The sequence below is a fragment of the Massilia scottii genome (assembly GCF_030846495.1).
Classification (GTDB): domain Bacteria; phylum Pseudomonadota; class Gammaproteobacteria; order Burkholderiales; family Burkholderiaceae_D; genus Telluria_A; species Telluria_A violaceinigra.
Map to the genome: position 1 here is coordinate 97,368 of NZ_JAVCWM010000010.1, position 14,400 is coordinate 111,767.

9 protein-coding genes are annotated in these 14,400 nt (G+C 64.4%); 5 read left to right on the plus strand and 4 right to left on the minus strand.

The features are described 5' to 3' along the window. Window positions 1–22: 22 nt before the first annotated feature. The 3 genes from hppD (at window position 23) to RBA41_RS16010 (ending at window position 5,242) form a co-directional block, all read left to right on the plus strand. Window positions 23–1,144 (plus strand): 4-hydroxyphenylpyruvate dioxygenase, encoded by a 1,122-nt coding sequence (gene hppD, locus RBA41_RS16000; protein ID WP_306625069.1) that lies wholly within the window; start codon window positions 23–25, stop codon window positions 1,142–1,144. 42 nt (window positions 1,145–1,186) lie between these two features. Continuing rightward, window positions 1,187–4,759 (plus strand): indolepyruvate ferredoxin oxidoreductase family protein, encoded by a 3,573-nt coding sequence (locus tag RBA41_RS16005; protein WP_306625071.1) that lies wholly within the window; start codon window positions 1,187–1,189, stop codon window positions 4,757–4,759. An 81-nt stretch (window positions 4,760–4,840) separates the two neighbouring features. Beyond that, window positions 4,841–5,242 carry a DUF3224 domain-containing protein gene (locus RBA41_RS16010; protein ID WP_306625073.1) on the plus strand — a complete coding sequence of 134 codons (402 nt, stop codon included), beginning with the start codon at window positions 4,841–4,843 and terminating at the stop codon, window positions 5,240–5,242. 26 nt (window positions 5,243–5,268) lie between these two features. On the opposite strand, the gene RBA41_RS16015 is transcribed toward RBA41_RS16010, so the two are convergent. After that, window positions 5,269–5,664: an MAPEG family protein gene (locus RBA41_RS16015; RefSeq protein ID WP_306625074.1), complete on the minus strand. Its 396-nt coding sequence runs from the start codon at window positions 5,662–5,664 to the stop codon at window positions 5,269–5,271. Between the two features lie 161 nt (window positions 5,665–5,825). Between RBA41_RS16015 and RBA41_RS16020 the strand changes: the two genes are divergently transcribed. Together RBA41_RS16020 and RBA41_RS16025 are read left to right on the plus strand one after the other, a co-directional pair. Then, window positions 5,826–9,680, plus strand: coding sequence for a M48 family metallopeptidase (locus RBA41_RS16020; protein WP_306625075.1), 3,855 nt, complete (start codon window positions 5,826–5,828; stop codon window positions 9,678–9,680). A gap of 104 nt (window positions 9,681–9,784) precedes the next feature. Next, window positions 9,785–11,551 carry a M14 family zinc carboxypeptidase gene (locus RBA41_RS16025; RefSeq protein WP_306625076.1) on the plus strand — a complete coding sequence of 589 codons (1,767 nt, stop codon included), beginning with the start codon at window positions 9,785–9,787 and terminating at the stop codon, window positions 11,549–11,551. A gap of 25 nt (window positions 11,552–11,576) precedes the next feature. Here the strand turns inward: RBA41_RS16025 and yjjJ are convergent, their stop codons facing one another. From yjjJ to RBA41_RS16040, 3 genes are all read right to left on the minus strand, one after another. After that, window positions 11,577–12,926, minus strand: a complete 1,350-nt coding sequence (gene yjjJ, locus RBA41_RS16030; protein ID WP_306625077.1) for a type II toxin-antitoxin system HipA family toxin YjjJ — start codon at window positions 12,924–12,926, stop codon at window positions 11,577–11,579. 162 nt (window positions 12,927–13,088) lie between these two features. Beyond that, window positions 13,089–13,991, minus strand: a complete 903-nt coding sequence (ttcA, locus tag RBA41_RS16035; RefSeq protein ID WP_099873722.1) for a tRNA 2-thiocytidine(32) synthetase TtcA — start codon at window positions 13,989–13,991, stop codon at window positions 13,089–13,091. Beyond that, the gene (locus RBA41_RS16040; RefSeq protein ID WP_099873723.1) at window positions 13,988–14,386 is read right to left on the minus strand and encodes a dihydroneopterin aldolase; all 399 of its coding nucleotides are present in this window, start codon (window positions 14,384–14,386) and stop codon (window positions 13,988–13,990) included. The genes ttcA and RBA41_RS16040 overlap by 4 nt, the downstream gene beginning before the upstream one ends. Window positions 14,387–14,400 lie beyond the last annotated feature (14 nt).

Sequence of the window (14,400 nt, forward strand, 5' to 3'; positions counted from 1 at the left end):
CCTATTAAAATAGGAGACTGTCATGCAATTTACGCCTTGGGAAAACCCGATGGGGACCGATGGATTCGAGTTCGTGGAGTACGCGGCGCCGGATCCGAAAGCGCTCGGCGCCCTGTTCGAGCAGATGGGCTTCACCGCCATCGCGCGCCACCGCCACAAGGACGTGACCTTGTACCGCCAGGGCGACATCAACTTCATCATCAACGCCGAAAAAGACTCGTTCGCGCAGCGCTTCGCGCGCACCCACGGCCCGTCCGTGTGCGCCATCGCGATCCGCGTCGACGACGCCGCCATGGCCTACCGCCGCGCGCTCGAACTGGGCGCCTGGGGTTTCGACAACAAGACCGGCCCGATGGAACTGAACATCCCCGCCATCAAGGGCGTGGGCGATTCGCTCCTGTATTTCGTCGACCGCTGGCGCGGCAAGGGCGCCAACGCCGGTTCCGCGCCGGGCACCATCGGCGACATCAGCATCTATGACGTCGACTTCGTGGCCATCCCGGGCGCCATCGCCAACCCGATCGGCAACGGCCTGACCTACATCGACCACCTGACCCACAACGTGCACCGCGGCCGCATGAAGGAATGGGCCGAATTCTACGAGAACCTGTTCAACTTCCGCGAAGTGCGCTACTTCGACATCGAAGGCAAATTGACGGGCCTGAAGTCGAAAGCCATGACTTCCCCGTGCGGCAAGATCCGCATTCCGATCAATGAATCGTCGGACGACAAATCGCAGATCGCCGAATACCTCGACGCCTACCACGGCGAAGGCATCCAGCACATTGCGCTCGGCACCGACCATATCTATACCTCGGTCCAGGGCCTGCGCAACAGCGGCATCGTGTTCCAGGACACGATCGAAACCTACTATGAGCTGATCAACCGCCGCCTGCCGGGCCACGGTGAGAACCTCGAGGAACTGCGCCGCCTGCGCATCCTGATCGATGGCCACAGCAACGAGACCGAGCGCGAACTGCTGCTGCAGATTTTCACGCAGACGGTGATCGGCCCGATCTTCTTCGAGATCATCCAGCGCAAGGGCGACCAGGGTTTCGGCGAAGGCAATTTCCGCGCGCTGTTCGAGTCGATTGAACTCGACCAGATCAAGCGCGGCGTGCTGCAGGATACGACCGCGGCTTAAGCCCGGCGCAGCGACGCACAAGAACATACGGAGACAAAGACAATGAACGCACCGCTAGACCGGGCACAGCTCGACGCTGAGCCGTCGCACGAGATTTCGCTCGACGACAAATGGACGCTGGAGCGCGGCCGCGCCTTCATGACCGGCACCCAGGCGCTGATCCGCCTGCCGATGATGCAGCGCGAACGCGACCTCAAGGCCGGCCTGAACACCGCCGGCTACATCACCGGCTACCGCGGCTCGCCCGTGACCTCGGTCGACATGACCGCGGTGAAGGCCAAGAAGCACCTCGACGCCCACCACGTCAAGTTCCATCCCGGGATGAACGAAGACCTGGCCGCCACCGCGGTCTGGGGCACCCAGCAGACGAACCTGTTCAAGGACGCCAAGTACGACGGCGTGTTCTCGATGTGGTACGGCAAAGGCCCCGGCGTGGACCGCTGCGGCGACGTCTTCAAGCACGCCAACAATGCCGGCAGCGCCAAGCATGGCGGCGTGCTGGTCCTGGCCGGCGACGATCACGCGGCCAAATCGTCGTCCACCGCGCACCAGTCGGACCATATCCTGAACGCCTGCGGCATTCCGGTGCTGTACCCGGCCTCGGTGCAGGAATACATCGACTACGGCCTGCACGCCTGGGCCATGAGCCGCTACACCGGCCTGTGGGTATCGATGAAGTGCGTCACCGACATCATCGAGTCCGGCGCCGTGGTCGACTTCGACCCGGACCGCGTCAAGATCGAACTGCCGACCGACTTCGTGCTGCCCGAGGGTGGCCTCAATATCCGCTGGCCCGACACCGTGCTCGATATGGAAGTGCGGATGAACAGCTTCAAGTGGTACGCCGCGCTGGCTTACGCGCGCGCCAACAAGCTCAATAAAATCATCTGGGACAGCCCGAAGCCGAAGATCGGCATCATCACCGCCGGCAAATCCTACCTCGACACGCGCCAGGCGCTGGCCGACCTGGGCATCGACGAGCAGGCCGCCAGCGACATCGGCATCCGCCTGTATAAGATCGGCATGACCTGGCCGCTCGAAGCGGAAGGCGTGCACGAATTCGCCAAGGGCCTCGACGAAATCCTGGTGGTCGAAGAGAAGCGCCAGATCCTCGAATACGCGCTCAAGGAAGAACTGTACAACCTGCCGGACGGCCAGCGTCCGCGCGTGGTCGGCAAATTCGACGATACCGGCGAATGGTCGAACAAGGGCGGCACCGGCCACGGCGACTGGCTGCTGCCGGCCACCTATGAGCTCAACCCGGCCCAGATCGCGCGCGCGATCGCCAGCCGCATTTCGCACTACTGCGCCGGCCATCCGGTCGAGCAGCGCGTGAAGGAACGCATCGCCTACCTCGAAGCGAAGGAACTGGTGCTCAAGAACGTGAGCACCAAGCCCAATCCCGACACCGACCGCACCCCGTATTTCTGCTCCGGCTGCCCGCACAACTCGTCGACCAAGGTGCCCGAAGGCTCGCGCGCGCTGGCCGGCATCGGCTGCCACTACATGGTGCTGTGGATGGACCGCGAAACCTCGACCTTCACCCACATGGGCGCCGAAGGCGTGACCTGGGTCGGCCAGGCGCCGTTCACCAACGAGAAGCACGTCTTCACCAACCTTGGCGACGGCACCTACTTCCACTCGGGGATCCTGGCGATCCGCGCGGCGGTGTCGGCCAAGGTCAACATCACCTATAAAATCCTGTTCAACGACGCGGTGGCCATGACCGGCGGCCAGGAATTCGACGGCCCGCTCGACCCGGGCATGATCAGCCGCCAGATCGCGGCCGAAGGCGTCACGCCAATCATCGTCGTCACCGACGAACCGGAAAAATACCCGTCCGACTACAAGTGGGCCGAAGGCGTGACCGTGCGCCACCGCAGCGAATTGATGGACGTGCAGCGCGAACTGCGCGACAAGCCGGGCGTGTCGGCCATGATCTACGACCAGACCTGTGCGTCCGAAAAGCGGCGCCGCCGCAAGCGCAACGAGTACCCGGATCCAGCCAAGCGCGCCGTCATCAACGAGGCCGTGTGCGAAGGCTGCGGCGACTGCTCGGTGCAGTCGAACTGCCTGTCGGTCGAACCGCTGGAAACGGAACTGGGCCGCAAGCGCCAGATCAACCAGTCGTCCTGTAACAAGGACTTCTCGTGCGTGACGGGCTTCTGCCCGAGTTTTGTCACGGTCGAAGGCGGTTCGCTCAAGAAGCCGAAAAAAGCCGCCACCGGCGAGGCGGCCCCGCCGCAGCTGCCGACGCCTGTGCTCAAGGGCACGGCCGCGCCGTACGGCATCCTGATCACCGGGATCGGCGGCACCGGCGTGGTCACCGTCGGCCAGATCCTGGCGATGGCGGCCCACGTCGAAGGCAAGGGCGCCATTGTGCTCGACATGAGCGGACTGGCCCAGAAGGGCGGCCCGGTGATGTCGCACGTGCGCCTGGCCGACAAGCAGGCCGATTTGCATTCGACCCGCGTGGGCACAGGCAGCGCCGACCTCGTGATCGGCTGCGACCTGATCGTCACCGCCAGCCGCGATGCGTTGTCGCGCATGGGCGAAGGCCGCACGTATGCTGCGATCAACTCGACCGGTTCCTCGACGGCGGCATTCGTCAAGAACCCGGACTGGCAGTTCCCTGGCGCGTCGTCGCAGGCCGAGATCGTCAAGGCCTGCGGCGCCGAGCGCGTGGACTTTGTCGATGCCGGCCAGATCGCCACCGCGCTGATGGGCGACTCGATCGCCACTAATATGTTCATGCTCGGCTACGCGTGGCAAAAAGGCCAGGTGCCCTTGACCGAAGCGTCGATCATGAAGGCGATTGAACTGAACAACGTATCGGTGGGCTTTAACAAGAGCGCCTTTACCTGGGGCCGCACGGCGGCGCACGATTTGCAGTCGCTGGTGAAGATGACCACGCCGGCCAAGGTGATCGAATTCAAGCGCACGCAAAGCCTGGACGAGATCATCAACAAGCGCGTGGAACTGCTGACCGCTTACCAGGACGCCGCCTACGCCAACCAGTACAAGACCTTCGTCGACCAGGTGCGCGCCGAGGAAGCGAAGCTGGGCAAGGGCACGCGCCTGGCCGAAGCGGTCGCGCGCTACTACTACAAGCTGATGGCGTACAAGGACGAGTATGAAGTCGCGCGCCTGTACACCAACGGCGCGTTCCAGGAAAAGATCGCGGGCATGTTCGAGGGCGACATCAAGCTCAAGTTCCACCTGGCGCCGCCGCTGTTCGCCAAGCACGACTCCAAGGGCCAGCTGATCAAGCAGGAATTCGGTCCGTGGATGATGAAGGCGTTCGGCCTGATGGCCAAGATGAAGGGCCTGCGTGGCGGCGCGCTCGATATCTTCGGCTACACGGCGGAGCGCAAGATGGAGCGCGCGCTCATTACCGAGTACCGCAACACGGTCGGCGGCCTGCTGCCGAAACTGAACGCGGAGACCCTGTCGCAAGCGGTGGCCATTGCCAGCATCCCTGAAGATATTCGCGGGTACGGGCACGTGAAGGAGCGTCACCTGAAGGCAGCCAAGGAGAAGGAAGCCGCGCTGCTGGCGGCCTTCGGCAAGCCGGCGTCGCCGGACGGCGTGATCCAGATTCATCGGGTCGCGTAAGATGAATGGCCCGCCTTGCAGCGGGCCATTTTTTTATCCGGGGTATCATGGGGGCTTCGCAATTGACGAGGCCAGACGACCATGTTCATCACCGCCAAGGGAACCTTCGAGATCACCATGCAGGCACCGCCTTCGGGAGAGGGCGCGGGCCGCGTTTCGCTCGGCCGCATGCTGATCGATAAATACTACAGCGGCGATTTGATCGGCATCGGCCAGGGCGAGATGCTCTCGGCCGGCAATCCCGCCGCCGGTTCGGCAGGGTACGTGGCCATCGAACACGTGACCGGCACGCTCGACGGCATGAGCGGCAGCTTCGCGCTGCAGCACGCCGGCACCATGCATGCGGGCGCCAGCCATCTGTCGATCAGCATCGTGCCCGGGTCGGGGACCGAGGGACTGGCCGGCATCCAGGGAAAATTCAAGCTCGATATCATCGACAGCAAGCATTACTACGAACTTGAGTACACGATGGATCTGGTGTAAAGCCGCAGGCTGGCGACACAGGGGCACTACGGCAGCAAAATCGCCGCCAGAATCATCCCCAGCCCCACCAGCGACACCATCCACACAATCGAGCGCACCACCGGAATACCGGCCGCGTACAGCGGCACGTACACCACGCGCGCGATCAGATACGCCCACGCGCCCCACAAGGTCAGGTCGCCCTCGCGCCCGCCCACATGCGCAATGAGCACGGCCGCCGCGAACAGCGGCAGCGTCTCGAACAGATTGGCCTGCGCCCGCTGCAGGCGCGCCGTCACGGGGCGCGGCGGCGGCGCCCCGCCGTCGCGCGGCCCCATGTTGTACTCGGTCCCGGTTTCCTTGGTCCGGAACGCCCCGGTCACCATGATCTGCACCAGCGTCAGCACCAGGGTCCATCCCAGGATCATCAATTCGGTTGTCATCGCATGTTTCCCTGTGTACGCCAGCGGCTGCCGGCAATGTAGTCAGATTAACAAAATAGAACGCAAAGCCGTGTACGCTTGGCGTTGCTTTCTGTGCATATATATTGCGTTTAGATAAAACCCTCCAGCGTTTGTCCCTTAAAATTGAACGTTTTGCATCTTTGCACCTTCCTCAACGCCAGGAGACCGCCATCAACGCCCCGACCAACGCCCCGTCCCCGGAACTGGCAGCCCGCCTGACCGCCCCGAGCCGCGCCTACAAAAACAGCGCGCGCATCGCGGTCGCCGGCCTGCTGCTGTTCGTGGCGCTGTACTGCGGCCTGGCCGGCTGGTTCCTGTACACCCCCTGGCAGGTCTTCGTCGACGGCGCCGGCAGCGACATCGGCATTTTCGCCTACATCATGGCTGCCTGTTCGCTGTTCATTGGCGTGCTGATGCTCAAGGCGATCTTCTCGGTGCGCAACTCCAAGTTCGAGGACTTGCACGAGGTCACCGCCAGTGACCAGCCGCGCCTGTTCGCCTATCTGTTCGAGCTGGCCGATGCCGCCGGCGCGCCGCGTCCGCACAAGGTATTCCTGTCGGCCAGGGTGAATGCCGCCGTGTTCTACGACCTGTCGCTGTTCAACCTGATTTTCCCGTCCAAGAAGAATCTGGAAATCGGCCTGCCGCTGGTGAACACGCTCTCGCGCGGCGAACTGCGCGCCGTGCTGGCGCACGAATTCGGCCATTTCGCGCAACGCTCGATGGCGGTCGGGCGCTGGGTCTACGTGGCCCAGCAGATCGCCGGCCATATGGTCACGCGGCGCGACAAGTTCGACGAGTTCCTGGTCGGCGTGGGCAGGATCGATTTGCGCCTGACCATGGCGGTGGGCGTGCTGCAGGTGATCATCTGGTCGATCCGTTCGCTGATCGACAGCCTGTTCCGGGTCGTGGTGATGATGCAGCGCGCCCTGTCGCGCGAGATGGAAATGCAGGCCGACCTGGTGGCCGTGTCGCTCACCGGCAGCGACGCCCTGATCCACGCGCTGCACCGCACCCGTGGCGCGGACGACGCGTGGGAGCGCGCGCTGGCCTTCATCACCGACGAACATGCCGCCGGCCGCGCCACGCGCGACGCCTTCGCGGTACAGACCCACATGCTGCAGCGGATGAGCAACATCCTCAACGACCGCACCTATGCCGACGTGCCGCCGCTGCCAGAGAAGGGAAAGGACCAGCACCGCGTATTCAAGGCCGAACTGGCGCAGCCTTCCAAAATGTGGCTCTCGCACCCGCTCAATCACGAACGCGAAGCGAACGCCAAGCGCATTTACGTGGTGGCCCCGATCGACCCGGCCAGTGCCTGGTCGATCTTCGAGCAGCCGTCGGCACTGCGCGAGCAGATGACCCGGAGCCTGCTGGGCGAGGGCGAGTCCACCCCGATCGAACTGGAAGAGTCGCTCAAGCTGCTGGCCCGTCCGTTCAAGCGCGAACAGTACAACCGCCGCTACTGCGGCGTGTATTTCGCCCGGCCGCTGACCCGCCATGCGGAGTCGCTGGCGCAGCTGCGCGAGGGCCACTACCCGGCGGCGCCGGAAGCACTGGGAACGCTGTACCCGGCCTCGCTGACGGCCGACGTGCAACTGCTGCGCACCCTGCAGGATGAACGCGCCCAGCTCGACGCGCTGATCGCCGGCGTGCTGACGGCGCCGGGCGGGGTGGTACGCCTGCGCGGGGAAGAATTCAGCAAGAAGCAGCTGCCCGCCGCGCTGGAGCGGGTGCGCGGAGAAATCGACGCGGTCAACGCGCGCCTGCAGCGGCACGACTGGATGTGCCGCAGCTGGCACCAGAACATGGCGCGCCAGCTCGGTGGCGGCTGGGAAGCCTATCTCGACGGCTTGCTGGCGATGGTGCATTACGCCGAACACCGCCTGGCCGACCTGAAGGATGCGCAAGGCATGCTCAATAACGCGGCGGCGGTGGTCACGGCGGTGCGCCGCGTGACCGACGAAGGCGTGTCGCGCGTGGTCGGCCAGGCCAACGAACTGCATTACGTCATAGAGCAGATATACAAGGAAGCAGGAGCGGTGCACCTGGACGCGCGCCTCGCCGCGCGCATGGAGCTCAATACCGACTGGCGCCAGGCGCTGGGCGAATTCAACCTGCCGCTGGCCTACTCCGACAACATCAACGACTGGATGCGGGCTTCCGAGGGCTGGGTCAGGAGCCTGACGAACGCGCTCGACGCGCTGCGTCTGGACGCCCTTGAAGAGCTCTTGATCACCGAAACCATGATCGCGCGCTGCTCGCGCGGGGGCGAAGCGATGTCGGTCGCGCCGGCGCCATCGAAAGCGCCGCCGTCATACCCGGTGCTGCTGCCGGGCGCCGAACGCAAGCGCCAGCAGCAGCTTGGCTGGCGGGCGCGCTTCGAGCGTGCCGACGGCTTCGTGCCGGGCGCCGCGCGCCTGCTGGTGGCGGCGTCGATCGTGCTTGCGGTCCTGAGCGCCGGTTCCTTTACCCGCGGCGGCGTGTCGGCCTTCGGCAGCGATCCGGTCATCATTGTGTACAACGGCCTCGGTACGCCGGTGAACGTGAACATCGATGGCAAAACCGTGAGCGTACCCGCACATATGAACCGGGAACTGAGCGTGCCGGCACTGGGCAAGCACCATGTCGAGACGCGCAGTGGTGACGGCCGGCTGATCGAAGCGTTCGACGCCGAGTCCACGCGCGGCGGGCATCCGGTCTACAACGTGGCCTCGGCCACGGCGCTGGTGCACTGGTGGGCCAATTATGGCAAGGTCAAGCCGAGAGCGGAACAGATGCTGGGCGCGCCGCGCTGGACCGACAGCGATGTCGACTTCCGCTTTACGGCACCGCCCAAGAGTATCTCCAGCAAGGGCGATGGCGGCTATCGCAGCGTGCTTGACGGCCTGGCCGACGAAGCCCCGGAGACCCAACTCGGAATGCTGCCCGACGAGGCGCAGAAAAAACACCTGGGCCTGATGCATGCGCGCTGGGACGCTACCACCTTGGCGTACAGCGAAAGCTGGTTCACGTATGCCGCCACGTTCCCTGAATATGCGGCCGTGCTGGAGGAACGCTTGCGGCGCGAGCCGCGCGACGTGTTCCTGCGGCGCGCCGAAATGGACCTGGCCAGCGAGGCGCGCAAGCCGGTGCTGTGCGCGGAACTGGGCGCGCAAGCGGCCGCGCAGCCCGACGACGGCGATGCGGTCTACCTCGCGCTGCGTTGCCGCCACGATAATCCGAACGTGAAGCGCCTGATGCTCAAGGCGCGCGCACGCTGGCCCGAGAACGTCTGGCTGGCACGCTGGTCCGCGCACGACAAGCTGCACTCGAAAGACTTCAGCGCTGCGGCCCCCGATCTCGAACAGATCGTGCGCGCCACGCCCGGCGGGACTAATTACGCGGGCCTGGACCTGGCACGTGTACGGCGCTTCCTCGCGCCGGACGCCGATCTCGGCGATCTGTTAAAAGGTTCACGCCGTCTGCAGGAGCTGGTGACGATCGAGAAAGGGCCGCTGTCCAACGATTCGCCGCTGCGCGCCTATTTCGCCCTCTCGACCGGACGCCTGAACGAGGCGCACCAGATTGCGCAAGACGATTCAACCCGCGCGGCGCACGTGCTGCGCCTGGCCGCAGCTTCCGACGGCGCCGATGCGGACATGATCAAACGCGCCATGGCGCTGCCGTTCGCGGCCGGCACCGACAGCGCGACCACCTGGGTCGGACTCGCGCTGGCGCAAAAGCACGGCTACGATACCGCGCCGTTCCGTAAAACGACGCTGGAGGCGTCGGGACCATATCAGCAGCAGATGCTGGCCTTCTTCGACAGCATCGCCGCCGGCAAGGACCCGCGCGCGGCTGAACGGCTGATCGAGGCTGTCCCGCCTTCGGTGCGCGCGCATGCGTACAGCGCGGCGCTGGTGCTGCTTGGGCAAAAGGCGCCGGCCGAATGGCGCGTGACGGTCAAGCGCCTGCTGTTCATCTCCGAGCGGCCGTATTTCAAGGCATAAGCACTGCGGCGACATTGCCGATACGGGGCGCGCAAAGCGGACTATAATTTCCGGTTCGCGCGCACCATGCGCCCCGTATTGACACCTTTGCCGGAGCTTTACCGATGATTCGTTCTGCGCTGCTGCTTGCCCTGCTGTCCGCCATTCCCTTCTCCCACACCCACGCCGCGCCCGACCTGAGCACCGTCGCCGAGCGCTCGCAGTTCCAGAAAACCGGCCGCTACGACGAAGTCATCGCGCTCTGCTCCGCGTTCCAGAAAGCCTATCCGAAGCAGGTCAGGTGCATCGAGTTCGGACGCACGCCGGAAGGGCGGCCGATGCAGGCGCTGGTGGTCACGCGCACCGGCGCATTGACGGCGCAGGCCGCGGCGGCGCGCGCCATCCCCGTGGTGCTGGTCCAGGGCGGTATCCACGCCGGCGAGATCGACGGCAAGGATGCCGGCTTCCTGGCGCTGCGCGAGGTGCTGGAAAACCGCGCCGCGCCCGGTGCGCTGGACAAGCAGGTGCTGCTGTTCGTCCCGGTCTTCAACGTCGATGGCCACGAGCGCTTCAAGCAGTGGAACCGCCCCAACCAGCGCGGCCCGGTCGAAATGGGCTGGCGCACCACCGGCCAGAACTTCAACCTGAACCGCGATTACGCCAAGGCCGACTCCATCGAAATGCAGTCCATGCTGGCGCTGGTGAACGCCTGGGACCCGCTGGTCTACGTCGACCTGCACGTGACCAACGGCGCCAAGTTCGAGCACGATATCTCGATCCAGGTGGAGCCTGTGCATTCGGCCGACGTGGAGTTTCGCAAGGCCGGGCTGGCACTGCGCAGCGGCGTGCTGGCCGATATCGCCAGACAGGGCTCGCTGCCGCAGCCGTTCTACATGTCGTTCGCGGAAGAAGACAATCCAGCCTCGGGCTTTGCCGACGGCGTATCGGACCCGCGTTTTTCGACCGGCTATTTTGCCTTGCGCAACCGGCTTGGCATGCTGGTCGAGACCCATGCGTGGAAGGATTACCCGACCCGCGTGCGCATCACGCGCAACTCGGTGGTGTCGGTGCTCGAACAGGTGGCGCAGCATGGCAAGACGTGGCAGACGGCGGCGCGTGACGCCGATGCGCGCGCGGCGCGGCTGGGCGGCACCGAACTGCCGTTGACCTATAAGGCGACCGACAAGGCGCGCATGATCGACTTCCGTGGCTACGCGTACGCGCGCACGCAGTCGGACGTGTCGGGCGCCTTGATGACGCGTTACGACGAAACGAAACCGCAAATCTGGACCGTGCCGCTGCGCGACGAGATCGTGCCGGACGTGATGGCCAACGCGCCCAAGGCCGGCTACATCGTGCCGGCGGCGCATGCGGCCATGGTTGCGCGCAAGCTGGGCCAGCACGGCATCGCCTACCGCACCCTGGGTACGGCGCAGGCCAAGGCCGATGTCGAGACCTTCCGCGCCGATAAGGTGACATTCGCACCGGGCTCGCTCGAATCGCACCATCGCGTGACCTTGCAGGGCGCGTGGAAGGCCGAGCCGCGCGCGTTGGAGAAGGGCGCGCTGTTCGTCCCCGTGGCGCAGGCCAAGGCGCGGCTGGTAATCGCCCTGTTCGAGCCGGCCGCCCCGGATTCGCTGCTGCAGTGGGGTATGTTCAACACCGCGTTCGAGCGCAAGGAATACATGGAAGACTATGTGGCCGAGGAGGTCGCGCGCGAGATGATGGCGGCCGATCCGGCGCTGGCGGCCGCATTCAAGGCCAAGGTCGACAACGATCCGGCGTTCGCCAAGAACCCGGACGCGCGCCTGGAGTTTTTCGCGAAGCGCCACACCTCGTATGACGAGCGCCTGAACCTGTATCCGGTGCTGCGCACGGCGGTAGCGCCGTAAGGTCGATCCGGGCCCCCATGCTGGTTTACGTGGGGTCCAATTGACGTACTGTGTTTAAGTGCGGGCGGGCGACGTCCATTTTGAATTCTTCGGAAATGCGAGGATCACTCATGACGTCTTCCCAGAATTCGAGCGCCATGCGACAGCAAGCCCCGAGATGGCGTAAATCGAGCCGGGCTCCCAGATTCGGCACCCATTCGCGCTCGGTCACTTCGCCGTGTGCACTCGGGCGGTACAGCATCGGCAACATGTCGTAGGCGGCGCCCAGGTGGCGCTTGCTGTCCGCTGTCCACGACACGGCGATATTCCCGTGATGCCTGTCCGTATTGCCGATGAGCGCCCCGTACAGATCGAGTATCGCCACCGTGGCTACATCCTCGTCGGCCAGGTCGCCCATGCGCCCCAGTTCGCGCGCCACGGTGGTCCAGTTTTGATCGAGCATGCCCAACTCGCCATCGAGTGCCTCGAACGTCGCCATCGGCCGGCGTCCTTCGAGTCCCACCCGGTCGATACGCACCACTTCAAGAAATACCCGCTCTCCGCTTTCGAGTAGCGAGGTAGTCGCGGCAGCGATGTTGTGGCGCGCGAGGACCGCCAGCGCCAGATGCTCGCAGACCAGCAAGTCGCCCCAGCGGCGTCCGCCCGGTGTACCGACAGGTGGCGAAAACTTCACCATCACATGCTCGACCAGCCCCTGTTCGCTGCGTTCGACCGCTGCCGTGAATTTCGGCTGCTCACCGCCGGCCGAGGAGCCGGGCGGCTCTCCCTGCATCACCTGCTCCGCCATCACCGGATACCTGGCGGTGCGGTTGGCCTGCGGGATAAGCCACTCCCGCATCTGTTTCAGATCGCCGACAAATCTGGCATACGATTCGTTCCCGAGAATGAGGTTGCCGGCCGCGTGTTCGCTGCGCCGCGCAACGTACTGGAACACATGCTCATCGGTCCACATGCGGATATCGTCCGGCAGGTCGAGGTCGCGGTGTTTGCGCGGCTCGAACCGGCCGAGAAAACCGTGCGGCCGCAAGTCCCTGAGAAACCACGGCATACCTTCGTACAGGGTGTAAGCCCCCGTGTCTGGCCGGGTCAGCACGTAAAACCCTCCCCGAAGCGGAGTCAGGTTGCCGATGGCGGTCACCGAGCCCTCCTCGGAGACGCAAAACACGGGTACCGGGGCTGTAACCCCGGGCACCTGGCGTTGCAGCGCGTATTGGCGCGCTTTGCCCGCGCCCAGCGCCACGCCATCCGGTATGGCTTGCCACAGGCGCGACAGCGTCGACTGGCTGACGGCTAACGCATCCATGATCGTCGATGGGTTGGCCGGCCCGCGCAGCAACAGCCGTCTTAACTTGTCAATATGCTCATGTTTAGCCATCGTACCGGCGTTCAGTGAATAGATTCGTTTGCACCCCTGTCATAGGGAGGAACCATCCAAATGAATAGAATAGTGAGTAGATTCGTGAATAGATCATACCCCTGGCCGCGGCAGTCGTAAAAAAGCCCGCATCAGCGGGCTTTTCAGTCAAAACCGCCAGCCTCACATCGGCTGCAGCGGAATCGTCCCCATGGTCGGCGTCGAACACGGCTCTTCATCGAACGCGATATCGCCCAGCGGGCTGGCCACGCCATCGGCCTTGATCTCCTTGAACCCGAACAGCTCCTGGTCCATCAGATGCGACGGCACGACGGTGGACAGCGACGAGAAGATGCTCTCGACCCGGCCCGGATATTTTTTCTCCCACTCGCGCATCAGGTTCTTGATCTGCTTGCGCTGCAGGTTCTCCTGCGAGCCGCACAGGTCGCACGGGATGATCGGGAATTGCTTGACCTCGGCGTAGCGCTCCGAATCGGCTTCCTTCACGTAGGCCATCGGGCGGATCACCATGTGCTTGCCGTCGTCGGACACCAGCTTGGCCGGCATGGCCTTGAGCTTCCCGCCGAAGAACATATTCAGGAAGAAGGTCTCGAGGATGTCGTCGCGGTGGTGGCCCAGGGCGATCTTGTTGCAGCCCAGTTCATCGGCCACCCGGTACAGAATCCCGCGCCGCAGGCGCGAGCACAGCGAGCAGGTAGTCTTCCCTTCGGGGATCAGGCGCTTGACGATGCTGTAGGTATCCTGGTTCTCGATGTGGAACGGCACGCCCAGCTTGGTCAGATAGGCCGGCAGGATATCGGCCGGGAAGTTCGGCTGCTTCTGGTCCAGATTGACGGCGATGATCTCGAAGTGGATCGGCGCGCGTTCGCGAAGCGTCAGCAAAATATCGAGCAGCGCGTAGCTGTCCTTGCCGCCCGACAGGCACACCATCACCTTGTCGCCGTCTTCGATCATGTTGAAGTCGCCGATGGCCTGGCCGACCTGGCGGCACAGGCGCTTGTGCAGCTTCTGGTTTTCGTGGGCGACCTTGTCGTCGCTGCGCTCGATCACGGCCGCGTCGCTCATGCTTCTTCCTTGATCTGGAATACTTCCACGCCAACGCCTTCGCAGTCCGGATACACGTCCGGCTTCATGGTCGACACGCGCACCGCGCGCACGTTCGGGTGCGCCAGCATCGAGCGCACCACGTCGTCGCACAGGGTCTCCTGCAGGTGCACGTGGCCCTGCGCCATGCGGCGCGCGATGGTTTCGCGCATGAAGTCGTAGTCGACCACTTCCTGCAACTGGTCGTCCTTGGGCGTGGACAGCGCCAGCGGAATGTACAGGTCGACGTTGATCAGGACGCGCTGCTCGCCCTTTTTCTCGAAGTCGTGCACGCCGATGTTGATCATCACTTCGTAATTGCGCAGGAACAGGCGGCGGCAGGCGCTCAGCTTGGGGTGGGACAGGGCGGACAGCATAGGGAGTCTTTCAG